25 protein-coding genes, 2 rRNA genes, 1 pseudogene and 1 other annotated feature are annotated in these 24,030 nt (G+C 52.7%); of the genes and pseudogenes, 27 read left to right on the forward strand and 1 reads right to left on the reverse strand.

The annotated features are described in order from the left end of the window. The 10 genes from EH198_RS23365 to pssA form a co-directional block, all read left to right on the forward strand. Positions 1-109: ribosomal RNA gene (locus EH198_RS23365) — 23S ribosomal RNA — on the forward strand; the annotation flags it as partial. A gap of 192 nt (positions 110-301) precedes the next feature. Continuing rightward, positions 302-418 (forward strand): 5S ribosomal RNA (gene rrf, locus EH198_RS23370). Positions 419-652: 234 nt separating this feature from the next. Further along, the gene (locus tag EH198_RS23375) at positions 653-1,825 is read left to right on the forward strand and encodes a GNAT family N-acetyltransferase (RefSeq protein WP_124697900.1); all 1,173 of its coding nucleotides are present in this window, start codon (positions 653-655) and stop codon (positions 1,823-1,825) included. A gap of 302 nt (positions 1,826-2,127) precedes the next feature. Then, entirely contained in the window at positions 2,128-2,589 is a 462-nt protein-coding gene (locus EH198_RS23380; protein ID WP_124697901.1) for a CtsR family transcriptional regulator, read from the forward strand. A gap of 28 nt (positions 2,590-2,617) precedes the next feature. Beyond that, on the forward strand, positions 2,618-3,142 hold the full coding sequence (mcsA, locus tag EH198_RS23385; RefSeq protein WP_124697902.1) for a protein-arginine kinase activator protein McsA: 525 nt from the start codon (positions 2,618-2,620) through the stop codon (positions 3,140-3,142). A gap of 29 nt (positions 3,143-3,171) precedes the next feature. Continuing rightward, on the forward strand, positions 3,172-4,236 hold the full coding sequence (gene mcsB, locus EH198_RS23390) for a protein-arginine kinase McsB (protein WP_124697903.1): 1,065 nt from the start codon (positions 3,172-3,174) through the stop codon (positions 4,234-4,236). Between the two features lie 35 nt (positions 4,237-4,271). Continuing rightward, on the forward strand, positions 4,272-6,725 hold the full coding sequence (clpC, locus tag EH198_RS23395) for an ATP-dependent protease ATP-binding subunit ClpC (RefSeq protein ID WP_124697904.1): 2,454 nt from the start codon (positions 4,272-4,274) through the stop codon (positions 6,723-6,725). Positions 6,726-6,930: 205 nt separating this feature from the next. Then, positions 6,931-8,298 (forward strand): DNA repair protein RadA, encoded by a 1,368-nt coding sequence (gene radA / locus EH198_RS23400; protein WP_124697905.1) that lies wholly within the window; start codon positions 6,931-6,933, stop codon positions 8,296-8,298. An 11-nt stretch (positions 8,299-8,309) separates the two neighbouring features. Further along, the gene (disA, locus tag EH198_RS23405) at positions 8,310-9,383 is read left to right on the forward strand and encodes a DNA integrity scanning diadenylate cyclase DisA (protein WP_124697906.1); all 1,074 of its coding nucleotides are present in this window, start codon (positions 8,310-8,312) and stop codon (positions 9,381-9,383) included. A gap of 65 nt (positions 9,384-9,448) precedes the next feature. Beyond that, positions 9,449-10,189, forward strand: a complete 741-nt coding sequence (gene pssA / locus EH198_RS23410) for a CDP-diacylglycerol--serine O-phosphatidyltransferase (RefSeq protein WP_124697907.1) — start codon at positions 9,449-9,451, stop codon at positions 10,187-10,189. A gap of 112 nt (positions 10,190-10,301) precedes the next feature. Here pssA and EH198_RS23415 read toward each other — a convergent pair whose 3' ends face one another. Next, a complete protein-coding gene (locus EH198_RS23415) occupies positions 10,302-10,697 on the reverse strand; it encodes a nucleoside triphosphate pyrophosphohydrolase family protein (protein ID WP_124697908.1) in 396 nt (131 codons plus the stop codon). A gap of 256 nt (positions 10,698-10,953) precedes the next feature. On the opposite strand from EH198_RS23415, the gene EH198_RS23420 reads away from it, so the two are divergent. The 17 genes and pseudogenes from EH198_RS23420 (at position 10,954) to rplL (ending at position 24,019) form a co-directional block, all read left to right on the forward strand. After that, the gene (locus EH198_RS23420) at positions 10,954-12,042 is read left to right on the forward strand and encodes a PIN/TRAM domain-containing protein (RefSeq protein WP_124697909.1); all 1,089 of its coding nucleotides are present in this window, start codon (positions 10,954-10,956) and stop codon (positions 12,040-12,042) included. Between the two features lie 147 nt (positions 12,043-12,189). Further along, positions 12,190-12,861, forward strand: a pseudogene (gene ispD / locus EH198_RS25245) (2-C-methyl-D-erythritol 4-phosphate cytidylyltransferase); the annotation flags it as partial. Positions 12,862-12,885: 24 nt separating this feature from the next. Then, positions 12,886-13,368, forward strand: coding sequence for a 2-C-methyl-D-erythritol 2,4-cyclodiphosphate synthase (gene ispF, locus EH198_RS25250; RefSeq protein ID WP_246014512.1), 483 nt, complete (start codon positions 12,886-12,888; stop codon positions 13,366-13,368). 56 nt (positions 13,369-13,424) lie between these two features. After that, positions 13,425-14,888: a glutamate--tRNA ligase gene (gene gltX / locus EH198_RS23430; protein ID WP_124697911.1), complete on the forward strand. Its 1,464-nt coding sequence runs from the start codon at positions 13,425-13,427 to the stop codon at positions 14,886-14,888. A gap of 559 nt (positions 14,889-15,447) precedes the next feature. Beyond that, the gene (gene cysE, locus EH198_RS23435; RefSeq protein ID WP_124697912.1) at positions 15,448-16,140 is read left to right on the forward strand and encodes a serine O-acetyltransferase; all 693 of its coding nucleotides are present in this window, start codon (positions 15,448-15,450) and stop codon (positions 16,138-16,140) included. 54 nt (positions 16,141-16,194) lie between these two features. Then, positions 16,195-17,601: a cysteine--tRNA ligase gene (gene cysS, locus EH198_RS23440; protein ID WP_124697913.1), complete on the forward strand. Its 1,407-nt coding sequence runs from the start codon at positions 16,195-16,197 to the stop codon at positions 17,599-17,601. Next, the gene (locus EH198_RS23445) at positions 17,598-18,008 is read left to right on the forward strand and encodes a Mini-ribonuclease 3 (protein ID WP_124697914.1); all 411 of its coding nucleotides are present in this window, start codon (positions 17,598-17,600) and stop codon (positions 18,006-18,008) included. The genes cysS and EH198_RS23445 overlap by 4 nt, the downstream gene beginning before the upstream one ends. Before the next feature lie 17 nt (positions 18,009-18,025). After that, entirely contained in the window at positions 18,026-18,796 is a 771-nt protein-coding gene (gene rlmB / locus EH198_RS23450) for a 23S rRNA (guanosine(2251)-2'-O)-methyltransferase RlmB (protein WP_124697915.1), read from the forward strand. Further along, the gene (locus EH198_RS23455; protein ID WP_124697916.1) at positions 18,793-19,314 is read left to right on the forward strand and encodes an NYN domain-containing protein; all 522 of its coding nucleotides are present in this window, start codon (positions 18,793-18,795) and stop codon (positions 19,312-19,314) included. Before rlmB ends, EH198_RS23455 begins: the two co-directional genes overlap by 4 nt. A 165-nt stretch (positions 19,315-19,479) precedes the next feature. Further along, on the forward strand, positions 19,480-20,124 hold the full coding sequence (gene sigH / locus EH198_RS23460; RefSeq protein ID WP_025336691.1) for an RNA polymerase sporulation sigma factor SigH: 645 nt from the start codon (positions 19,480-19,482) through the stop codon (positions 20,122-20,124). Between the two features lie 503 nt (positions 20,125-20,627). Next, positions 20,628-20,777 carry a 50S ribosomal protein L33 gene (gene rpmG / locus EH198_RS23465; RefSeq protein ID WP_124697917.1) on the forward strand — a complete coding sequence of 50 codons (150 nt, stop codon included), beginning with the start codon at positions 20,628-20,630 and terminating at the stop codon, positions 20,775-20,777. Between the two features lie 21 nt (positions 20,778-20,798). Beyond that, entirely contained in the window at positions 20,799-20,990 is a 192-nt protein-coding gene (secE, locus tag EH198_RS23470; RefSeq protein WP_124697918.1) for a preprotein translocase subunit SecE, read from the forward strand. A 21-nt stretch (positions 20,991-21,011) separates the two neighbouring features. Then, complete coding sequence (gene nusG / locus EH198_RS23475) at positions 21,012-21,545, forward strand: transcription termination/antitermination protein NusG (protein ID WP_124697919.1); 534 nt, start codon at positions 21,012-21,014, stop codon at positions 21,543-21,545. Between the two features lie 70 nt (positions 21,546-21,615). Continuing rightward, on the forward strand, positions 21,616-22,041 hold the full coding sequence (gene rplK, locus EH198_RS23480; RefSeq protein ID WP_124697920.1) for a 50S ribosomal protein L11: 426 nt from the start codon (positions 21,616-21,618) through the stop codon (positions 22,039-22,041). Positions 22,042-22,127: 86 nt separating this feature from the next. Further along, positions 22,128-22,820, forward strand: a complete 693-nt coding sequence (gene rplA, locus EH198_RS23485; protein ID WP_124697921.1) for a 50S ribosomal protein L1 — start codon at positions 22,128-22,130, stop codon at positions 22,818-22,820. A gap of 69 nt (positions 22,821-22,889) precedes the next feature. After that, positions 22,890-23,040 (forward strand) — a sequence feature (ribosomal protein L10 leader region). 62 nt (positions 23,041-23,102) lie between these two features. Then, positions 23,103-23,606, forward strand: a complete 504-nt coding sequence (rplJ, locus tag EH198_RS23490) for a 50S ribosomal protein L10 (protein ID WP_124697922.1) — start codon at positions 23,103-23,105, stop codon at positions 23,604-23,606. 50 nt (positions 23,607-23,656) lie between these two features. Beyond that, complete coding sequence (gene rplL / locus EH198_RS23495) at positions 23,657-24,019, forward strand: 50S ribosomal protein L7/L12 (RefSeq protein WP_124697923.1); 363 nt, start codon at positions 23,657-23,659, stop codon at positions 24,017-24,019. The last annotated feature ends 11 nt before the right edge of the window (positions 24,020-24,030 follow it).

Raw genomic sequence — 24,030 nt, forward strand, 5'->3', positions numbered from 1 at the left:
ATTTCCCAATTAGTAAGACCCCTTGAAGACGACGAGGTAGATAGGTTGGAGGTGGAAGTGCAGCAATGCATGGAGCTGACCAATACTAATCGGTCGAGGGCTTATCCAAAAACACCCCAAAAAGTGACGAAGAGGCTTCGAAGAGTAATCCGATTACTTTTCGGGGACCCCGGAACTAAGGGGAGAACGCAAGTTTCGTTTCGGTTCCAGTTTTCAGGGAGCAAGATCCCTGTAGCGCGTTTTCTGTGGTCGATGATTTTCCTGAAGAGATTCGGGAAGCGAAGCGATCGGAAAACATCCGTTTGGTGGCGATGGCGGAGGGGTTCCACGCGTACCCATCCCGAACACGACCGTTAAGCCCTCCAGCGCCGATGGTACTTGGACCGAAGGGTCCTGGGAGAGTAGGACGCCGCCAAGCACATGAATCACTGCTGAATTTCAGCAGTGGTTTTTTGTATTCTTAACTGTAGCAGTCAGGTGAATTATGTATCTGTTCAGAAGAAGGTTGTTTCCATTTTATCTTTGATGATAAAGGAACAGCCTTTTTTCATTGCTGAAAAAAATGTCCAATACCCTACGCTGTATATCCGATTTGACAAAGGCCCCGGCGTCTGACAAACTCATGATAACCTATTTATATTGAGGTGAATGTATGGAAATCCGTCAGCTTCGCTCTGATGAGTTTGACACAAGTCTGAATCTTTCCGAGTATGCTTTTCAATATAAGCTTTCGCCAAAAGACCGGGAGAAGGCAAAAGAGAGATTTAAGCCCGAGCGTGTTTGGGGCATTTTTGACGATAACGGTCTGGGCGCGAAATTTACGCTGTTGCCGTTTCAATCCTACATACAAGGACGACCTCTGCTTATGGGAGGTATCGCCGGAGTGGCGACATGGCCGGAAAATCGCAGACAAGGTCTGGTGGCCAAGCTTTTGGCCCATGCGCTTATGAAGATGAACGAAGCCGGTCAGACGCTGTCCTGTCTGCACCCGTTCTATGTCCCTTTTTACCGCAAATTCGGGTGGGAAGTGTACTGTGAGTATAAGAAGTATACGATTCCTGCCGCTAAATTTCCGGCGAAGGTTCAAGTGGAAGGACGAGTCAAGCGTGATGAGGGAGATATTGATATTCTGGATGCCCTGTACCGGAAGTTTGCTTCCAACTATAACGGAACACTCGTAAGGGACAAGGACTGGTGGGAGAAATCCGTGCTGGACGATGACGGGCATATTGCCGTCTTTTATTCGCAAGAAGGAGAGCCGGAGGGCTATGCGCTTTATAAAATCCAGAACCGGGAACTGATAATCGACGAATTCGTATATGCAAACGGGCGCGCCCGCAGCGGATTGTGGAACTATTTTGCCAATCATGATTCGATGATAACCCAAGCGCATCTAAAAATGGTGCCTGCGGATGACAATCTACCGTTCCTGCTGCCCGATCCGCGGATCACGCAGGAAAATCATCCTTATTTTATGGCCCGTATTGTGAACGTTAAGGAATTTGTCGAACAATTGTCATTTTGCGCCACCGGCCGCTCAGGAGAAATAACACTTTCCATCGCGGACAGCCTTGCGTCCTGGAACGATGGACTTTGGAACCTCAGCGCAGATGGTTACGGAAAGCCTTCGATTCAGGCACTCCAGAGTGACCCCGGAGAGGAAACGGCCGCCTGCGGCATCGGAACGCTGACCGCTATGCTGCTCGGATATAAAAGACCGATGGAAATGTATCAAGCCGGGCTGCTTACGGGTAATATATTGGCAGTGACATGGTTGGAAGAACGGATTCCGCACGCTCAAACGGCATTGTTTGATTTTTTCTGATCAAAGACTTGGCTTTCCGTGAAAATATGCTATAATAAGGTATAAGTCAAAGAAAGTCAAAGTCAACAGAGCATGCAGCAGGTGATTACTTAATCGTTCCCGTTTATTCTTTTTCAAGTATGCGGTGTACAGTTTGGGCCACACTAGTAAAGCTTGAACGGAATCTTAATCCAGGCTTGCCAGCCGGTTTTATACGGGATTCGGCTCTTTGCACTTTGGTTAAAGTTCCTTTAAAGGTTTATGCCAGAAATGGAACGGTGCCATCGGCTGCATCTGCAAGCTCGTAATCTGGAGGATGAGTGATGCGCAATATCTCTGATATCATTGAACAATATCTGAAGAATATTTTGCATGAAAGTCCCGAAGGCACAGTAGAAATTCAACGCAACGATCTGGCAGACCACTTCTCCTGTGTACCCTCCCAGATCAATTATGTAATCAGCACCCGCTTTACACTTGAAAAGGGCTATGTGGTGGAGAGCAAACGCGGCGGTGGCGGATATATCCGCATTCAGCGTATTGAGCTTCCGCAGCACTCTGCGCTGCATACGCACCTTAACCAAACTATCGGCTCGGGCATCGATCAGAGCACGGCTGAGGGACTCATTTATCAGCTTGAAGAAGCCGGCTTTTTGACCAGACGCGAAGCCTGCCTTATGCGCGCCGCGATTTCGCGTGAATGCCTTGCGGTCAAGCTTCCCCATCGGGACGAGATTCGTTCCAAGATGATGAAGGCGATGCTGATCTCATTGCTTAGCAAATAAATCGGTGTGAGAAAGAGGGTTTCGTAAAATGGTTTGCCAAGAGTGCGGTGTAAGACCGGCTACGCTTCATTTCACTAAGATTGTGAACGGAGAGAAGACGGAATTTCATATTTGCGAGAGCTGTGCAAGGGAAAAAGGAGAATTGATTCCTGGTACGTCCGGCGGTTTCTCCATTCACAGCCTGCTTTCCGGCTTACTGGATCTGGAGGCGGCTGGCAAAGGGAAATCCGATGCCGCTTCGACGGTTCAAGATGTTCGCTGCGAGGAATGCGGCATGACCTACGGGCAGTTCAGCAAGCTCGGGCGCTTCGGATGCAGTTCCTGTTACAAATATTTTGACAAGGGCCTCGACCCGCTCTTCAAAAGAGTGCACGGCAGCACGAGCCATGTCGGCAAGATTCCTAAACGCGCCGGCACGCGAATTCAGTTTAGGCGGCAAATCGATGAACTGAAGGAGCAGCTGCAGCAAGCCATCGTGCAGGAGGAGTTCGAAAGAGCAGCCGAGATCAGGGATCAGATCCGCAAACTTGAAAAAGAAATTGCACAAGAGTAAAGTCTTAAGATATATAGGGGGAATGCCCGATGCCAAATCTCTGGTTTACCGAACAAGCGCTCAGCGAATGGATGCGCAGCGGCGGCAGCCACTCCGAGATTGTAATCAGCAGCCGTGTGCGCATCGCCCGCAATATACAGCATCACCCTTTTCCTCTTCTGGCAACGAAGAGTCAGGCCGAGGAAGTCTTGGATGTTCTGGCTCCGGTAATTGACCAGGACCAGGAAACGGGATACGGCTCGTTTCAGCTGTTTAAGCTTGACGAGCTGGAGGAGCTGGATAAGAAGGTGTTGGTTGAAAAACATCTGATTAGTCCCAACCTTGCCAATGATTCCCGCGGGGGAGCGGTGCTGCTGAATGAAGACGAGTCGGTCAGCATCATGATAAATGAAGAAGACCATCTTCGTATTCAATGTTTGTTTCCCGGATTTCAGGTTCGCGAGGCCTGGGAACGGGCTACCGCCATCGATGATATTTTCGAAGCGTCGATCGATTACGCTTTTGATGACAGAAGAGGCTATTTGACAAGCTGCCCGACCAATGTCGGCACAGGTCTTCGCGCTTCGGTTATGATGCATCTTCCGGCGCTTGTCATGACCAAGCAGATCAACCGTATTCTCTCGGCCGTCAATCAGGTGGGGCTTACGGTGAGAGGCATTTACGGGGAAGGCAGCGAAGCCGCCGGGAATATTTTTCAGATTTCCAACCAGATTACACTGGGGCAGACCGAAGCGGAAATTATCGACAACTTGCACAGTGTGGCTATCCAGATTATCGAGCATGAACGCAATGCGCGCCAGCGGCTGCTGACGGATTCCGCGTTGCGGATCACTGACCGCATCATGCGGTCATACGGCATTTTGTCTTATGCGGCCGTAATGGATCTAAAAGAAGCTTCCCAGCGTCTGTCGGATGTACGGCTCGGCTTGGATCTGGGAATTCTGAAAGCTCCATCCATCTCGGTGCTCAATGAGCTGAACGTCAAGACGCAGCCTGGATTTCTGCAGAACATCTTTGGCGATAAGCTGAGCTCAACCGAATGTGATATGTACCGGGCGAAGCTGCTCCGGGAAACGTTGGGGACCACACATTAATTATAAATATTTATTATTTATGGAGGTGCAGACTTATGATGTTTGGCAGATTTACGGAACGCGCGCAAAAAGTGCTTGCGCTGGCACAGGAAGAAGCCGTTCGGCTGGGACACAATAATATCGGCACAGAACATATTTTGCTGGGACTTATCCGCGAGGGCGACGGCATCGCCGCCAAAGCATTGATCGCTCTTGGCCTCGGCCTGGAAAAAATTCAGGATGAGGTTGAAACGCTGATCGGCAGAGGACAAGAGCAGCCGACAAACATCGCGTACACTCCACGCGCCAAAAAGGTTATCGAGCTGTCGATGGATGAAGCCCGCAAGCTGGGTCACACTTACGTTGGCACGGAGCACATCCTGCTCGGGCTCATTCGCGAGGGAGAAGGCGTAGCGGCACGCGTCCTGAACAACCTTGGAATCAGCCTGAATAAGGCTCGCCAGCAAGTTCTGCAGCTGCTCGGCAGCAGCGAGTCCGCTTCGAGCCACAGCGGCGGACCGTCCAATGTCAGCACACCGACGCTAGACGGATTGGCCCGCGACCTGACGGCTTATGCCAAAGACGGTCATCTGGACCCGGTTATCGGGCGCAGCAAAGAGATCGAACGCGTCATTCAGGTGCTGAGCCGCCGGACGAAGAATAATCCGGTGCTGATCGGCGAGCCAGGGGTAGGTAAAACGGCGATCGCCGAAGGCCTGGCGCAAAAGATTATCAATAACGAGATTCCCGAAACACTTCGCGACAAGCGTGTAATGACGCTGGATATGGGCTCTGTCGTAGCCGGCACCAAATACCGCGGCGAGTTCGAGGATCGTCTCAAAAAGATCATGGATGAGATTCGTCAAGCGGGCAACATTGTGCTCTTCATCGATGAATTGCATACGCTGATCGGCGCAGGCGGCGCAGAGGGAGCCATTGACGCTTCCAACATTCTCAAGCCCGCGCTGGCCCGCGGCGAGCTGCAATGCATCGGCGCGACGACCCTGGACGAGTACCGCAAGTATATCGAGAAAGACGCGGCTCTGGAACGCCGTTTCCAACCGATTACGGTAGATCAGCCTACTCCGGATGAGGCGGTTCAAATTCTTTACGGTTTGCGTGACCGGTACGAAGCCCATCATCGCGTAAAAATTACGGATGAGGCGATTGTGCAGGCAGTGAAACTGTCCGACCGCTATATCACCGACCGGTTCCTGCCGGACAAGGCAATCGACCTTATTGATGAAGCGGGCTCCAAAGTTAGGCTGAACTCTTACACGATTCCGCCGAATCTGAAAGAACTGGAAGCGCGGCTGGACGATATCCGCAAGGAGAAGGACGCCGCCGTTCAAAGCCAGGAATTCGAGAAAGCGGCTGCCCTTCGCGATACGGAGCAAAAGATTCGCGAAGAGCTCGACACAACGAAGAATCAATGGAAAGAGAAACAGGGCCGTACCGATTCCGAGGTTACGCCTGAGGATATCGCCCAAGTGGTGGCAAGCTGGACCGGCATTCCGGTCAGCAAGCTGAAAGAGGAAGAAACGGAACGCCTGCTTAATATGGAAGCTCTGCTGCATGATCGGGTAATCGGCCAAGATGAAGCCGTAAAAGCGGTCAGCCGGGCCATCCGCCGGGCACGCGCAGGTCTGAAAGATCCGAAGCGTCCGATGGGCTCCTTCATTTTCCTCGGCCCTACCGGGGTTGGTAAGACGGAGCTGGCTCGCGCGCTCGCCGAGGCGATGTTCGGCGACGAGAACGCCGTTATCCGTATCGACATGTCGGAGTATATGGAGAAACACTCCACTTCCCGCCTTGTAGGGGCGCCTCCGGGATATGTCGGCTATGAGGAAGGCGGACAGCTTACCGAGAAGGTACGCCGCAAGCCGTACTCGGTGGTCCTGCTCGATGAAATCGAGAAAGCCCACCCTGAAGTATTCAACATTCTGCTGCAGGTGCTGGAAGACGGCCGTCTGACCGATTCCAAAGGACGCGTGGTCGATTTCCGCAACACGCTGATTATTCTGACCTCGAACGTTGGCGCGCAAGCGATCAAACGGAATTCCACGCTCGGCTTTACCGCCGTGCAGGATGCCGGGGCTGAATACTCCAGCATGAAAGGCAAGGTCATGGACGAACTGAAGAAGAGCTTCCGTCCGGAGTTCCTGAACCGGATCGACGAGATCATCGTCTTCCACTCTCTGGAAGAGAAGCATATCGCACAGATCGTTACACTGATGTCCGAGGAGTTGCGCAAACGGCTGCGTGAATATGACGTCGACTTCGAGCTTACGGACAACGCCAAAGCTTTCCTGGCCAAAGAAGGCTTTGATCCAGCCTTCGGCGCACGTCCGCTGCGCCGCGCGATCCAGAAGCATATCGAGGACCGGCTGTCCGAGGAGATGCTGAGAGGCAATATCGCCAAGGGCGATTTGCTGAAGATCGATGAAGAGAACGGTGAACTTAACGTGAGCAAGAAAGAGCCGGTATCGCTGGAGAAGGACGGAGAATAAGATTACGGCCTGAAGTGAAATATAGGCAACCATAGTAAGGAGAGTCTCTTCCGATTAAGGAAGGGGCTCTTCTTTTTAATTGGAAACCTTCCATTTCCCAATTGCTCTTTCGTTCACAGCCCTTAAATGGTAAACTTTGATTGACAGGAAAATATCCGCGATTTGAAGAAATGGCGGCATGGTTAATCTGTCCGAAGGAGAGTTTATGGCTAAGACTAAAACGAAATTCCACTGCACCGAGTGCGGATACGAGTCACCGAAGTGGCTCGGAAAATGCCCGGGCTGCCAAGCTTGGAACAGCATGGTAGAAGAAACGGAAAGCGTAGTCAAAACACAGGGGATGAATACTCCCGTTTTTCATAGTAAAGAAAAGCCCCAGTCCATCATAAATATAGAAAGTGATCAGGAACCCCGCATCTTAACCGGCATCGGCGAACTTAACCGGGTGCTGGGCGGGGGGATTGTTCCAGGCTCGCTGGTGCTCGTCGGCGGTGATCCCGGCATTGGTAAATCGACGCTGCTGCTGCAGACCTCCCATGCGCTGACTACGCAGGGACTGCGAGTGCTGTATATCTCTGGAGAAGAATCGGTACGCCAGACCAGGCTGCGGGCGGACCGGCTCGGGGCGTTGTCATCCGAACTGTATGTGCTGTGCGAGACGAATATGGAAGCGATCGAGGAAGCGATTGAGGCCATTCAGCCTCAGTTCCTGGTTATCGACTCCATTCAGACGGTGTTTCTGCCTGAAGTGACAAGTGCGCCGGGAAGCGTGTCGCAGGTTCGTGAATGTACGACAAGATTCATGCGGATCGCCAAAATTCGCGGCATCGCCACCGTGCTGGTCGGCCATGTGACCAAGGAAGGAGCGATTGCCGGCCCCCGGATGCTTGAGCATATGGTCGACTGCGTGCTGTATTTCGAGGGCGAGCGCCATCACACGTACCGGCTGCTGCGGGCGGTCAAGAACCGTTTCGGTTCGACTAATGAAATCGGCATTTTCGAAATGGGCGAAATCGGCTTGTCCGAGGTTGAAAATCCGTCCGAACTATTCTTGTCCGAGCGGCCCCTCGGTGTAGCGGGCTCCACGGTCGTAGCCAGTATGGAAGGCACGCGGCCGGTACTGGTCGAGCTGCAGGCGCTCGTTGCCGCCACACATTTTCCTTCCCCGCGGCGGATGTCCACCGGACTTGATAACCAAAGGATGGCGCTCATTATCGCCGTGCTGGAGAAGCGGATGGGCATGTTCCTGCAGAATCAGGATGCCTATCTGAATGTCGCGGGCGGGGTGAAGCTGGATGAGCCTGCCATTGACTTGGCAGTTGCGGTCAGCATTGCTTCCAGTTTTCGTGACATCCCGACGAAGGCGTACGATGTGTTCTTCGGAGAGGTCGGGCTAACGGGTGAAGTAAGAGGCGTCTCCCGAGCGGAAACGCGCGTCAAGGAAGCGGCCAAACTGGGGTTCCGGCGGGTCATTATGCCCGAGAAGAGCCTGAAGGGCTGGAAGCATCCGCTGGATATACAGATTATCGGAGTGAATACTGTAGCAGACGCATTAGCGGTCGCGTTAGATTAGGGGGCAGAAAAATGAAAGACCACCAATTGGAAAATATGAACGAACTGCTCAGGCTAGCCGCACCGGGCACATCGTTTAGGGATGGATTGGAAAATGTGCTGCGGGCCAAGACGGGCGCGCTGATTGTCGTAGGCTACAGTCCCGAGGTCATGGAGGTGGTGGAAGGAGGCTTTTCCATCAATTGCGATTTCTCGCCGAACTATTTATACGAACTGGCCAAGATGGACGGCGCGATCATTTTAAGCGAAGATCTGAAACGTATTCTGTACGCCAACACCCAGTTGATTCCCGATTCATCGATTTCCTCGATCGAGACCGGAATCCGCCACCGGACAGCGGAAAGGGTTGCAAAACAGACCGGGAAGCTGGTCGTCTCCATCTCGCAGCGGCGCAATATCATCACGCTCTATCAGGGCTCCATCCGCTATGCGCTCAAAGACATCGGCGTCATTCTGACGAAGGCCAATCAGGCAATTCAGACATTGGAGAAGTACAAGGCGGTGCTTAACCAATCGCTGACGAACCTGTCCGCCTCCGAATACGAGGGCATTGTAAGCGTGCCTGAAGTGGTCGGCGTTATCCAGCGCGTGGAAATGGTGCTCCGAATTAAGACGGAGATCAAACGCTACATCACAGAGCTGGGCAACGAAGGGCGACTGATCAGCATGCAGATGGAAGAACTGGTTGGGAATACCGAGGAAGAAGCCTGGCTTTTATACAGAGACTATGCAAGAGAAGAGGAAGAGGACAAAATCCGCGAAATCATTGCCGGCCTGAAGCGAGCGAGCGATGACGAACTGATGGACGACAATCATATTGCCCGGCTGCTCGGTTTTTCCGTCACTGCGGTGACTTCTGAAGAGTCTGTCACACCTCGCGGCTACCGGCTGCTTAACAAAATTCCGCGGCTGCCCAATGTCATCATCCATAATTTGGTGGAACGTTTTGAAATGCTTCCCAATCTGATGACAGCGAGCATAGCGGACCTGGATGAGGTTGATGGAATCGGGGAAGCGCGGGCCCGGGGAATCCAGGACGGATTAAAACGGCTGCAAAAGCAAGTTCTTATTGACAGACAAATGTAAATATCATACAATCACGTATTGTTGGAGACATTGAAGACTTGATCGAATAATATAGAGGTGACGAAATGATACAAAAATCGATTCCGAGTCTATTTACGTTGGGCAATTTGCTGCTCGGAATGTTCGGCATCATGATGGCGCTCGACGGTAAAATCGGCATGGCGGCGATTATGGTTATCATCGCAATGCTTGCCGACGGACTGGACGGACGCGTAGCCCGTGCCCTTGGCGCGGAGAGCGAATTCGGCAAAGAGCTGGACTCGCTGTCGGATGTCGTTTCCTTTGGCGTCGCACCCGCTCTCATCATGTACGTGACTAGCCTGCACGATTTGAATAATGCACTGGCCTGGTCGGTTACCGCCATTTTCCCGATGTTCGGCGCGCTTCGCTTGGCCCGTTTCAACGTTCGTCCGGGCATTCCCGGTTACTTCGTAGGTCTGCCCATTCCGGCAGCCGGCGGTGTACTGGCTACGCTGTCCCTGTTCCATAAGGATGTATCTGCTCCTTTCATGATTGTCGCTACGCTGCTGCTGTCGTACCTGATGGTCAGCACAGTGAAGTATCCGAATTTCAAAAAGATCGGCTTGCCGAAAAAAGCGGTCATCGGAGCGCCGGTCGTAATTGTGATCGCCGTCGCGGTTGCCGTTGTTTTTCCCGAGCAGATTTCCAAAATGATTTTTGTCCTGCTGGCCCTGTACGCCCTGTACGGCTTAAAGCAGAACTTTGATAGACTGGCAGCCAGACGCCGTCGCCGCAACAGAAGACATCGTTCGGACGAAGAGGCGTATCATTCCAAGAACGGATAAGATGCCGAATTTTAATAAAGAGCCGGTTCCACGCTTTAATGCTGTGGTAACCGGCTCTTGTTTTATTTTTACGGCGGGTTGTAAACGGAATAATGACGGCATCATCCGGCCTTTACGACAAGTTGAACAGTCCGAGTGTAGCGCATTTCTGCGATTCCTTCACGACGACCTCGTCCATATTGATTCCAAGCAAATTGCACATCGCCGACATGTAGAACAGCTCCCGGCCAAGCTCGGAACCGATAACCTCGCGGCAGTTCTCGCACAGTTCTCCCTGAACGTGGGTTCCCGCCTTTTCCTTGGCTTTCTCCAGACTTACGCCGGATTCGAATACCTGCTTGGTGGCATGAAGCTCGATACAGCCGCATTCCGTGATCGCTTTGACGACGGCGCGGTTGACCGAGGCGCTGCTTTGATCGTTCTTGGACAGCACGTCCAGCAGACTGCGATGTCTGAGCAGCAGCTCGGAAACTTGGTCCTGAAAAGCCTGCAAACTTGGTGCGCTCATATCCATTCCCCCCGTTTCGTGAAGTATAAGCGTGAAACGGATGCCGCCCCTGAAAAGACGGCGAAGCCGTTTCTTCTTGAATGAGTTCATTATATGCTACGTAAAAGCTCCTTTTCAACCAGGTAAAAAGCTGCAAGTTGCGACAAACCGGCACTTTGTCTTTCCTCGCTAAAAAAATGGGCCTCCCACGATTACCGTCCTGAAAATTGGAACATACTGGGGGATAGGGCGTGAGATTAAAGGAGGTGCGTAAACCATGTGGAAAAAATGGATTTTATTATTTGCCGCATTATGCGGAGGCTGGGCCGGCTATTCGCTGTATCATGCTGCAGAGCGGGATTTTCCGGAAGGCATGACCCGGCTGGGAGCCAGCCTGCCGATTGAAGGAAGTCTTATGTTTGCGGTGCTGGGTGCCATTATCTTTTTGTTTGCGGTGGCGTTATGCGCAGATTGGGCGGAAGCAAGACTGCGGGAGGCGGCGCAGTACTGCTCGCGGGTGCCGATGGATGAATTGGCTGCCGGGACGACGGGGCTGCTCGGAGGATTGCTGCTGTCGCTGCTGCTCTATCCTTGCATGACGTGGCTTGGAAAGGCGGGCGAGCTTCTTCAGGTGCCGGTTACGGCGGGCCTGGGTTATCTTGGACTGCGGATCGGCCTGGAAAAAAAGGTAGAGCTGGGCGCGCTGTGGGCAACGGGCCGGTTCGGCCAGGCAGAGGAGCCGGAAGGCCCGGGGCCAGAGGAGCACAAAATTCTTGATACGAGCGTCATTATCGACGGCCGGATCGCGGATATCTGCAAGACGGGTTTTATCGAGGGGACGATTGTCATCCCTGAATTCGTACTGGAGGAGCTGCAGCATATAGCGGACTCATCCGACTTGCTTAAGCGCAACCGTGGCCGCCGAGGTCTGGATATCCTCAATAAAATTCAAAAAGAGCTGGATGTTAAGGTGCTGATCTACGAAGGGGATTTCGAGGAAATCTCGGAGGTGGACAGCAAGCTGGTGAAGCTGGCAAAGGTACTGCATGGCAAAGTCGTGACCAACGACTTCAATTTGAACAAAGTATGCGAGCTGCAGGGCGTCTCCGTGCTGAACATCAATGATTTGGCCAACGCGGTGAAGCCGGTTGTGCTGCCGGGCGAGGAAATTATCGTCCAGGTAATCAAGGACGGCAAGGAGCATGGTCAGGGCGTCGCTTATCTGGATGACGGAACCATGATCGTAGTGGAGGGCGGCCGCGAATTCATCGGCAGTACGATGGAGGTGCTCGTGACCAGCGTGCTGCAGACATCGGCGGGACGGATGATTTTTGCCAAGCCGAAGCTTCTGGAAAAAGCGCAGTAGCGCCGGGGCGTTTGAACGGTGAACCGTTTGAACGCCTTGTTTCTGTTCTCTTGGGGAAGCGCAGACAGGCTTGGAAATGCCCGCCAAACGCGTTATGATGAGGATATACGTGAAATAACCCCACAAAGTGGACAGGAGCATACTAGAATGGCAAACAGTGTCGGCGTCGTCGTCGTGGCGGCAGGCAGAGGAACGCGCATGGGAACGGAAGAGAGCAAGCAGTATTTGCTGCTTCAGAGCAAACCGATTGTTGTGCATACGCTGGAAGTATTCCAGCGGCATGCGCTGATCTCCGAGATTGTGCTCGTTACCGGAGCTGGGGATCTGGACCGCTGCCGGAAATGGACCGAAGAATATGGGCTGAGCAAGGTAAAAGCCATCGTAGCCGGAGGCGCCGAGCGGCAGCACTCCGTATACCGCGGACTGGGGCAACTGAGTACGGAATGGGTAATGGTCCATGACGGAGTCAGGCCTTTTGTGCGTCCGGCGGACATTGAGTCTTGTTACGAAGAAGCGAGACGGACGGGAGCGTCCGTCCTAGCCGTTCCAGTGAAGGATACAATCAAGCAGGTGGACAATCGGGGCGGAGTGCTCTCGACGCCGGACCGGCGCAGTCTGTGGGCGATTCAGACCCCGCAGACTTTTCGTCTGTCAGAGCTAAGGGCAGCTTATGAAGCTGCGGACAGGGAAGGATTTGTAGGCACCGACGATTCCAGTCTCGCGGAGCGCGCAGGAATACCGGTAGCGGTAGTGGAAGGAAGCTACGGCAACATTAAGATTACAACGCCCGATGATTTGGAATATGCGGAATTTACAGTAACGCTCAAGGAGAGAGGGACAAGCATGATCGCTGTAGGACAAGGGTTTGACGTGCATCAGCTGGTCGAAGGACGACCATGCATCATCGGAGGCGTAACCATTCCGTACGAAAAGGGGCTGCTGGGACATTCGGACGCCGATGTGCTGCTGCACGCGATCAGCGACGCCATTCTCGGCGCGCTGGGGCTAGGCGATATTGGCCGGCATTTCCCCGACACGGACCCCGCTTTCAAGAATGCGGACAGCCTGAAGCTGCTGGAGCATGTCTGGGGGCTGGCCAAGGAACACGGCTACCGGCTGGGAAATGTCGATTCTACCATTATCGCCCAGAAACCGAAGATGGCGCCCTATATTCCGCAAATGGCGGAGATTATCGCACGGGCGCTGGAGGCGCAGCCATCGCAGGTCAACGTGAAGGCGACCACCACGGAGCAGCTTGGCTTCACCGGAAGAGGCGAGGGCATCGCTGCCCAATCTATTGTCTGCCTGCTCCAAAATATGCTATGATCATGAGATGATCAGGATTGAGAAATCAATCAAATGAAAGAGCGGAGGAACTAAAAATGGGAGACCAAGTCCGGGTGCGCTACGCGCCTAGCCCTACAGGACATTTACATATCGGCAATGCCAGAACGGCCTTATTTAATTATTTGTACGCCCGTAACCAAGGCGGCAAGTTCATTATCCGGATCGAGGATACGGATGTGAAACGCAATATCGCCGGCGGCGAAGAAAGCCAGCTGAAATATTTGAAATGGCTGGGTATCGATTGGGACGAAAGCATAGATGTCGGCGGCGAATACGGCCCGTACCGCCAGACGGAACGGCTGGATCTGTATCGCGTGTATTGGCAGGATTTGATCGACCGCGGTCTGGCTTACCGCTGCTACTGTACCGAAGAAGAACTGGAAGCGGAGCGTGAAGAGCAGCTTGCCCGGGGAGAGACACCCCGTTATTCCGGGAAGCATCGCGATCTGACCGATGAGCAGCGCGCCGCCTTTGAATTGGAAGGCCGAATCGCCAGCATCCGCTTCCGGGTTCCGGAAGACCGCATCTATTCCTTTGATGATATCGTCAAGGGTCCAATCTCCTTCCAGACAACGGAAATGGGCGATTTTGTCATTGTCAAGAAGGACGGCATTCCTACCTATAATTTTGCGGTAGCCGTCGACGACCATCTGATGAACATCACCCATGTGCTGCGCGGCGAAGACCATATCTCCAACACGCCCCGTCAGCTTATGATTTATGAAGCCCTCGGCTGGGAAGCGCCGCTGTTCGGCCATATGACCCTGATCGTCGGCGATGACCACAAGAAGCTCAGCAAGCGCAACGAATCCATCATCCAGTTCATTTCGCAGTACGAGGATCTGGGCTATTTGCCGGAAGCGCTGTTCAACTTTATTGCGCTCCTCGGCTGGTCGCCGGAAGGGGAGGAAGAGATTTTCAGCAGGGAAGAGCTGATCTCCATCTTTAACGCCGACCGGCTGTCCAAGAGCCCAGCCGTGTTCGATACGAACAAGCTGGCGCATTTGAACAACCATTACATCAAGCAGTCCGATCCAATCCGCATCGCAGATTTGGCCATTCCCCATTTGCAGAAGGCCGGAAGACTGCCGGCGGAGCTGGACGAAGAACAACGCGCTTGGGCGGAACGCCTCGTCGCGCTTTACCAGGAACAGATGGTGGCTGCCTCGGATATTGTGAACCTTTCGGAAATCTTTTTCCGCACTCATCTTGAGCTGGAAACGGAAGCGGCACAGATTTTGTCGGAGAATCAGGTCCCTGAGGTGCTCTCAGCCTTTCTGGCGAAGGTTGAAGCAAGCGTGGAGTTTACCCCGGCCGCGATTGGGGCATTAATTAAGGAAGTACAGAAGGAGACTGGACACAAGGGCAAGGCGCTGTTCATGCCGATTCGTGTCGCAGTAACCGGACAGACGCACGGGCGAGACCTCAATGCGACTATTGTTCTGATGGGACGCAGCCGGGTCATTGACCGCCTCAAAGCGCAGATTAAAGGAGCCTAAAGGCCCGGTAATAGGCATATCCCCTTGTCAGTCCCGGTTCTTTTCGCTAAGATAGAAGAATATCGAAAAAGCTGCGATCAGGAGAAGTACGCGCATAACAGCCATTTGCAGAGAGAATAACCGCGAAAAGGGTCACCTTTTCAGGCTGGGAGTTATTCATGGCACGCCGTGGAAGATGCGCCTGTGAGCTGTGCGGTTGAGCGGTTGCTTGATAAGCGCCGTTAGGCCGCACCGGTAACATCGCCGTTACGGATGCCAAGAGGGACGATGAGCCTGCCGCTTTTCAAGCGGGGAAGGTCATTGTCCAAGCAGAGTGGAACCGCGCTTAGACGTCTCTGCAGCTTTATGCTGCAGGGGCGTTTTTTGTTGAAATATAAGAAGTAAGAAGCGATAAGCCATTCGCTTATATTTCATCTTATATTTTTACGGGAAGCCGGTGCCGGTCCTATAAGTCCGGTGCAGCGTTTCTTCTGAAAATAGAGAGAATACAGAAAAGGCGGATTATCTTCTTCGTACTGCCTGACAACAGGAGGCGAGGAAGCATGGAGGGGGAACCGCGATGTTTGAGCATATCAAATCGGACATTCAGGCGGTGCTGGACAATGATCCCGCAGCCCGCAACCGGTTCGAGGTCTTTTTTACTTATGCCGGTCTGCATGCGATCTGGGCCCACCGGATTGCCCACCGCTTATACAGACGCGAGTGGTTTACAGTGGCGCGCATGGTGTCGCAATTCAGCCGGTTTATGACAGGTATCGAGATTCATCCCGGGGCGCGCATAGGCAGAAGACTGTTTATCGATCATGGAATGGGCGTGGTTATCGGAGAAACCTGCGAGATTGGCGACGATGTCATCATCTATCAGGGGGTCACTCTGGGAGGCACCGGCAAAGAGAAAGGAAAGCGCCATCCGACGGTTGGCAATAATGTGGTTATCGGTTCCGGGGCCAAGGTGCTTGGCTCGTTTCGGATCGGCGATAACTGCAATGTCGGCTCGAACTCGGTCGTGCTGCGTGAAGTGCCGGACAACAGTACAGTCGTCGGCAATCCTGGCCGCATCGTGAAGCGCAACGGAGAGCGGGTGAGGGACAGACTGGATCATACGAAGCTGCCCGATCCGGTCGTTGACTCCTTGCGTTTTCTGCAAAAAGAGATCGAAGAGCTGCGTCAGCAGATCGGCGGGGAGGACAGACAGAAAGCGGAGCAGCGCCGGCTGGAAAGCGAGCAGTATTTCGGAGATTACGAAATTTAAACCAGGCAACTGGCAAAGGCCGGGCTAAGGCCGAAAGAGAAAGGATTGAGCAGTATGGCGCTCTATATTTACAACACGCTGTCACGGAGCAAGGAAGAATTTGTGCCGCTTGTTCCAGGCAAGGTCAAGATGTATGTGTGCGGACCAACCGTTTACGGGTACATTCATATTGGGAACGCGAGGCCGGTCATCGTATTCGACATCGTCCGCAGCTATTTGGAGCAACTCGGCAATGAGGTCGATTATGTGGTCAACTTCACGGATGTGGACGATAAGCTGATCCGCAAGGCCGAGGAGATGGGCACGACCGTGCCCGAAGTGGCTGAACTGTTCATCGACGCTTTTTTAAAGGACAACGAGGGACTCGGCGTGCGCCCGGCTACCCGCAATCCGCGCGTGACGCGGAGCATGGATCTGATCATCGAGTTTATCAAGGAACTGGTGGACAAAGGCTACGCTTACGAGAGCGGCGGGGATGTCTTCTACCGTACGGCTAAGTTCGAGAGCTACGGCAAGCTGTCCCGCCAGAATCTGGAGGAGCTGCAGTTCGGCATCCGTGTCGAGGTCGATTCGCGCAAGGAGCATCCCGAAGACTTCGTGCTGTGGAAGGCGGCGAAGCCGGGAGAGATTTTCTGGCACAGCCCGTGGGGAGACGGACGCCCCGGCTGGCATATCGAGTGCTCGGCCATGGCTCGTGAATTTCTGGGCGATACGATTGATATCCATGGCGGCGGCCAGGATTTGACGTTTCCCCACCATGAATGCGAATGCGCGCAGAGCGAGGCGCTGACCGGCAAGCCGCTGGCGAATTACTGGATGCATAACGGCTTCCTTAACATTGGAGACGAAAAAATGTCGAAATCCCTCGGCAACGGTCTGCTCGTCAAGGATTTCCTCGGCCGCTACAAAGCGGGGGCGATCCGCTATTTCATGCTCTCGACTCATTACCGGAATCCGCTGAATTTCAGCGAAGAGGCACTGCAGTCCGCGGAGAAAAGCGTAGAGCGCATAGCGGGGGCCGCGGGGAACGTCAAGCACCGCATAAGTCTTGCGGGAGACGGCAATCCGGATGAAGCAAGCGCAGAACTGAAGGCGAGACTGGACGCTATTGTGCAGCAGTATCACGAAAAAATGCAGGACGACTTCAACACACCGGACGCGATTACGGCCGTGTTCGACTGGGTCAGCGCGGCCAATGTGGCACTCTCGGACAATGCGCTGGCGGTGGCCGATCTGGCTGCTCTGCTGCAGACGTTTGAAGAGTTGAATACCGTGCTGCGGCTCGTTCCCGAAACGGAAGAGGAAGACGCCGACGACGAAGTCGAGCGCCTGATCGAGGAGCGCGCGGAAGCTCGGAAAGCGAAGAATTGGAGCCGGGCCGACGAAATCCGCGATATTTTGAACGATATGGGCATCGTGCTGGAGGATACGCCGCAGGGAATGCGGTGGAAGCGCAAATGAGCGAAGGCTGGTTTCCTTATGAGCCATCCAAGCCGGTCAAGCTGATTTCGCCCATTGTGCTGGCCTATATCGGCGACGCGATATACGAGGTGGCGGTGCGGCAGTATGTCATTTCGCGTCCCAACCTGCGCCCCAATTATCTTCACCGCGCCGCGACCGGACTCGTGTCGGCCAAGGCGCAGAGCAAGCTTCTCAGCTTGATTGAGCCGGAGCTGACGGATGAGGAGAAGGACATTATCCGTCAGGGGCGAAACGCCAAGTCCGGCACCATACCCAAAAATGCCGATGTGCTGGAGTACCGGTACGCTACGGCTTTCGAATGCCTGATCGGCTATTTGTATTACACGGGACAGCAGGCAAGGATGCAGGAATTGATTCACAGCGGCATTCAGCAAATGGAAAGATAGAACCGGGAGGAAACAACATGGTTGAAGATCACGACAAGAATGAAGAAATATTAGCCGGCAAGCATTCGGTGCTTGAAGCGCTGCGCGCAGGCCGGACGCTCAATAAAATATGGATCGCGGAGAACGCGCAAAAAGCGCTGACGGCTCCCATCGTAGCCGAAGCCCGTCAGGCTGGCGTCATTGTCCAGCATGTGGACAAACGCAAGCTGGACCAGCTGGCCCCAGGCGTGCAGCATCAAGGAGTGGTTGCTCAGGCGGCTCCCTATGCATATGCCGAAGTCGACGATCTGCTGGCCGCCGCCGAGGCCAAGGGAGAGCCTCCGTTCCTGCTGCTGCTGGACGAGATCGAAGATCCGCATAACCTCGGTTCGATCCTTCGCAGCGCCGACTGCACCGGGGTGCACGGCGTCATTGTGCCCAAACGGCGTTCCGCGCAAATTACGGCCACCGTTTCGAAGACTTCCGCCGGTGCGGTGGAATATGTACCCGTTGCGCGGGTGACTAACCTGGGACAGACGATCGACCGGCTGAAGGAGCTGGGGATTTGGGTTGTCGGAACGGATGTCGATACGGATCAGGATCTGTTCGGGTCCGATATTTTTACCGGTCCGGTTGCCGTCGTCATCGGGAATGAGAGCAAGGGCATGGGCAGGCTGATTCGCGAAAAATGCGATATACTGCTCAAGCTTCCGATGCTTGGCCGGATCAATTCGCTTAATGCTTCCGTGGCGGCGGGCGTCATTATGTACGAGGTGCTGCGGCGCCGGCGTACGCTTTCATCGCGATGAAGGATTGGCGCGATGTGCTGCTGGTGGACGGATATAACATAATCGGCGGCTGGCCAGAGCTCGCCGCGCTGTCCCAGACCGGCATGCAGGAAGCGCGCGACCGGCTTCTGGGTGTGCTCGCCGATTACCAGGCCTATTCCGGCCGGCGCGTCATCGCCGTTTTCGACGCCTATCGGGTACCGGGTCTTGGACGTTCTTTCGTCCAGGGCAAAGTGCAGGTGTATTTCACGAAGGAAAAAGAAACCGCCGATGAATGCATCGAGCGGCTGGTAGGAGAGTACAGCCACCGCCGGAGGCAGATTTATGTAGCCACTAGCGATTCTACCGAGCAGCATGTCATTTTTGCGCAGGGGGCGCTGCGGGTTTCGGCCAGGGAGCTCCGGCTCGAGGTGGAGGAGATGCAGCGGGAGGTCAAAAAGACTATCGAACCGCGAAATACCCGCTCCTCCCGCCACACCTTGGAAGACAATCTGCCACCGGAAGTGCGCAGCCGGCTGGAAGATTGGCGGAGACAATAAATGCCCAAAACCATGTAAGATAAGTTTTGAGTAATTGTAATTTTATGTTATTGATGATTGTATTTGGGCAAACGCTTGTTGACGGTGTAAGGTTACGTAATATATACTGTTCGTATATTTCACGAAGTAACGATGCGTCCTGCGTTGCAGCCGGGGGGATTCTTGGTGAGTGTCGACCTCAAGGAATTAATGCTGTCCGAGTATGATTTCATAAGCGATGAAGACATTGTCGAAGCTTTTCGGAGCGGCGACGGTGGCGCATTGGAACATCTGATCAACAAGTACCGCAATTTTGTGCGAGCCAAGGCCCGTTCCTACTTTCTGATCGGGGCTGATCGCGAGGATATAGTGCAGGAAGGCATGATCGGCCTCTACAAGGCGATTCGTGATTTCAAGGGCGACAAACTGTCTTCGTTCAAGGCGTTTGCCGAGCTGTGCATCACCCGGCAGATCATTACTGCCATCAAGACGGCCACACGCCAGAAGCATATTCCGCTCAATTCTTACGTCTCTTTGGACAAGCCCATTTACGATGAGGATTCGGACCGTACGTTGATGGATGTCATTTGCGGATCGCAGGTACTCGACCCCGAGGAACTGATTATCAATCAGGAGGAATTCATCGGGCTTGAGGACAAGATGGCTGAAATTCTCAGCGATTTGGAACGCAAAGTGTTAATGCTCTATCTCGACGGACGCTCCTACCAGGAGATTGCTGAGGATTTGAAGCGTCATGTGAAGTCGATCGATAACGCTCTTCAGCGGGTTAAGCGGAAACTTGAAAGATATCTGGAAGTGCGTGACAATTAGTGATATAATAAGAACCGGAAAGGCTCGGATACGAGTCTTTTTTTAATTGGGTAAATTGTCTGATGGTTTATGCATGGCGGATTTGCTTCATAATGGATATTGGACCAGCAGATTAGTGAAGGTTTGCAAAGCAAAGACTCTCGCTCACGCCGGAGCGGCCATGACGGTAACATAGGAATTTCCGTTGACATTGGGCTTGGCATTATGATAAAGTGTTTTAGGTAGGCCCAAATTCGCGGCTTTTTTTGAATATAAACAAAGTGCAGGCTGTTTGACTGAATCTTTGCTTATGTTTTGAAAAAAGAGATGCCATCCACGAAAAGGACGGTTAACCGTTTTTCATGAAATATGAGTGAGTGTAAGCTTCGTGCTTCTCTTTATTTTATATTTCTCGGAGAAACGAGAACTGCCTTTAGGGAGCGGCGGAACCCTTTCTTCTTGGGATCAATTTTTGCGTCTTTCGGTTCTGCGAATCGGAAGAACGTCTTCGGGAGGTGCACAGCATGCGGGTAATTATTACTTTGGCTTGTACGAGCTGCAAGCAAAGAAACTACGCGACGACCAAAAACAAGCGTAATCATCCCGACCGCATGGAGATGAAGAAATTTTGCAAGTTTTGTAACGCGCAAACTCCTCATCGCGAAACTAGATAGTTTGTTGGAGGTGTAGTCGGCGTGAAACGCAGTTTCAAGTCTTTGTTTTCCTTTTTCACTGAGAGCTGGACTGAACTTAAAAAGGTTCGATGGCCCAACCGTAAAGAACTGACCAACTATACAATGATCGTACTAGGTACAATTGTAGTTGTCGCACTTTATTTCTGGGTTCTGGACATCGGTATTTCCGCTGTGATCGAAGCGATTATTTAGAGAGGTCCCAGGTGGCTTGATATGGAAAAAAGATGGTACGTCGTTCATACCTACTCCGGGTATGAGAACAAGGTCAAAGCCAATTTGGAAAAGCGCGTTGAGTCCATGGGCATGGAAGACAAAATATTCCGCGTTCTTGTTCCTATGGAAGAAGAAGTGGTAAACAAAGACGGCAAGAAGAAGGCTGTCATGCGTAAAGTTTACCCAGGTTACGTTTTGGTCGAAATGATCCAGACGGATGATTCCTGGTATGTTGTCCGCAACACGCCGGGCGTTACGGGATTTGTAGGTTCGACGGGTTCGGGTTCCAAGCCAACCGCTCTGCTTCCGGAAGAGGTTGAACAAATTCTGAAGCATATGGGCATGGTTGAGCCGAAAGCGAAGATCGATTTCGAAATCAAGGAATCCGTACGCATCATGGTTGGTCCTTTTGCGAATTTTGTGGGCTCCGTGGAAGAAATTTTGGCTGACAAGAGCAAGATCAAGGTTCATGTCAACATGTTTGGAAGGGAAACCCCGCTGGAGTTGGATTTCACTCAAGTGGAGAAAATATAACACAAGGGTTTCTTGTGAACGGACGATTTGTCGTTCGTAGTCCAGTACTAGCGTCAAGGAGGTGTCACTCATGGCTAAAAAAGTTATCAAAATGGTGAAACTGCAGATTCCTGCAGGGAAAGCGAACCCTGCGCCTCCGGTAGGTCCGGCGCTCGGTCAAGCAGGTGTCAACATTATGGCATTCTGTAAGGAATTCAACGCCCGTACCGCCGACCAAGCCGGCCTGATTATTCCGGTTGAAATCTCGGTTTTCGAGGATCGTTCCTTTACGTTCATCACCAAAACTCCTCCGGCTGCCGTTCTGCTCCGCATCGCTGCGAAAGTAGAAAAAGGCTCCGGTGAACCGAACAAGAAAAAAGTTGCGAAGCTGAACCGCGCCGCAGTGCGTGAAATTGCCGAGCAAAAAATGCCCGACCTGAACGCTGCATCCGTTGAAGCTGCTATGCGTATGGTTGAAGGAACTGCCCGCAGCATGGGCATCACGATCGAAGACTAATCTTACGTTTTCGTTCATACGGTCTTTTTTAGGACCGCAATATGTGGGAGGATATTCCGCTAACACCACAAAGGAGGAACATTTTCATGGCTAAACATGGTAAGAAATACCTGGAAGCTGCCAAGCTGATTAACAGCGAAGCAACTTACGAGCCTTCGGAAGCCGTTGAGCTTGTGAAGAAGGCGGCAACTGCCAAATTCGACGAAACCGTTGAAGCGGCCGTTCGCCTGGGCGTAGATCCTCGTAAACAAGACCAAGCCGTTCGCGGCGTTGTTGTCCTGCCTCACGGCACAGGCAAAACCCAGCGCGTGCTTGTATTTGCGAAAGGTGACAAAGCGAAGGAAGCGGAAGCGGCCGGCGCCGATTTTGTTGGCGATCAAGATATGATCAACAAAATTCAACAAGGCTGGTTTGAATTCGACGTCTGCGTAGCTACACCTGACATGATGAGCGAAGTCGGTAAACTGGGCCGTCTGCTCGGCGGTAAAGGCCTTATGCCTAACCCTAAAGCCGGCACGGTTACATTCGATGTTGCCAAGGCTGTTCAAGAAATCAAAGCCGGTAAAATCGAGTACCGTCTGGACAAAGCGGGTCAAATTCACGCGCCAATCGGCAAAGTGTCTTTTGACGCTGCTCAACTGAACGAGAACCTTAAAGCACTCATCGACGCTCTGAACCGTGCGAAACCGGCTGCAGCCAAAGGGGTATACCTCAAAGGCATCGCCGTATCTTCGACTATGGGACCTAGCGCTCGTGTGAACACAGCCGTTTACAGATAATTAGGGATTGACTCTCGGGACAATCTTTGATAATCTATAGCAGTTGTGACCACTTGAGGGTTTTCGACTTAACTTTGAATATGCTTGCCGTAGACAGTAGGTGCCGCAAGGCTTAATTTCCTACCGAGGTGTTATGATAGAAACAAAGGAAGCGGCGACGCCGTGTACTTACCGTTTTATCAAGCCTTCGTGAATCTGCGGAGGCTTTTCTAATGCCTGCGTAGGATCGGCGGAACTTTTCCGTTAAAAGTACGCCGTATAAATTATCAGGAGGTGTAATCATTGGCAAATGCTAAAGTAATTGAAGCTAAACAGGAAGCGGTTGATGTCGTTACCGGCAAACTGCAAAACAGCATCACGACTGTTGTTGCAGACTACCGTGGATTGAACGTTTCCCAAGTAACGGAACTGCGCAAGCAGCTTCGCGAAGCGGGCGTTGAATTTCAAGTTCTTAAGAACACGCTGCTTCGCCGTGCAACCGCTGCGGCTGAACTGACGGAGCTGGATGAAGTTCTGACGGGCCCTACAGCTATCGCCTTCAGTGCGAATGATGCAGTGGCACCCGCCAAAATTTTGAACGATTTTGCCAAAAAGAACGACGCTTTGAAATTGAAAGGCGGCGTTGTGGAAGGCAAAGTGGTAAGCGAGTCCCAAATCAAAGCGTTGGCTGAGCTTCCTTCCCGCGAAGGACTGCTGTCCATGCTGCTTAGCGTTCTTCAAGCGCCGATGCGCAACTTCGCGTTGGCAGTCAAGGCTGTTGCGGACAAAGAAGAGCAAAGCGCGTAACACAAACCGAAACATCAATATAAAAATTTCAATATAATGGAGGTTTAATCATGAGTAAAGAAGCAATCTTGGAAGAAATCAAAGGCATGAGCGTATTGGAACTGAACGAACTGGTTAAAGCAATCGAAGAAGAATTCGGCGTAACTGCTGCAGCTCCTGTAGCAATTGGCGGCGGCGCAGCAGCAGCTGTTGAAGAAGAGCAAACAGAATTCGACGTAATCCTGACAAGCGCTGGCGCTTCCAAGATCAACGTAATCAAAGTCGTTCGCGAAATCACTGGTCTGGGTCTGAAAGAAGCGAAAGATCTGGTAGACAACGCTCCGAAACCGATCAAAGAAAAAGTAAGCAAAGAAGATGCCGACGCTACGAAAGAAAAGCTGGAAGCAGCTGGCGCAGCTGTAGAAGTGAAGTAATTCGGCATTAC

This window comes from Paenibacillus rhizophilus, from assembly GCF_003854965.1.
Lineage (GTDB): Bacteria > Bacillota > Bacilli > Paenibacillales > Paenibacillaceae > Paenibacillus_AQ > Paenibacillus_AQ rhizophilus.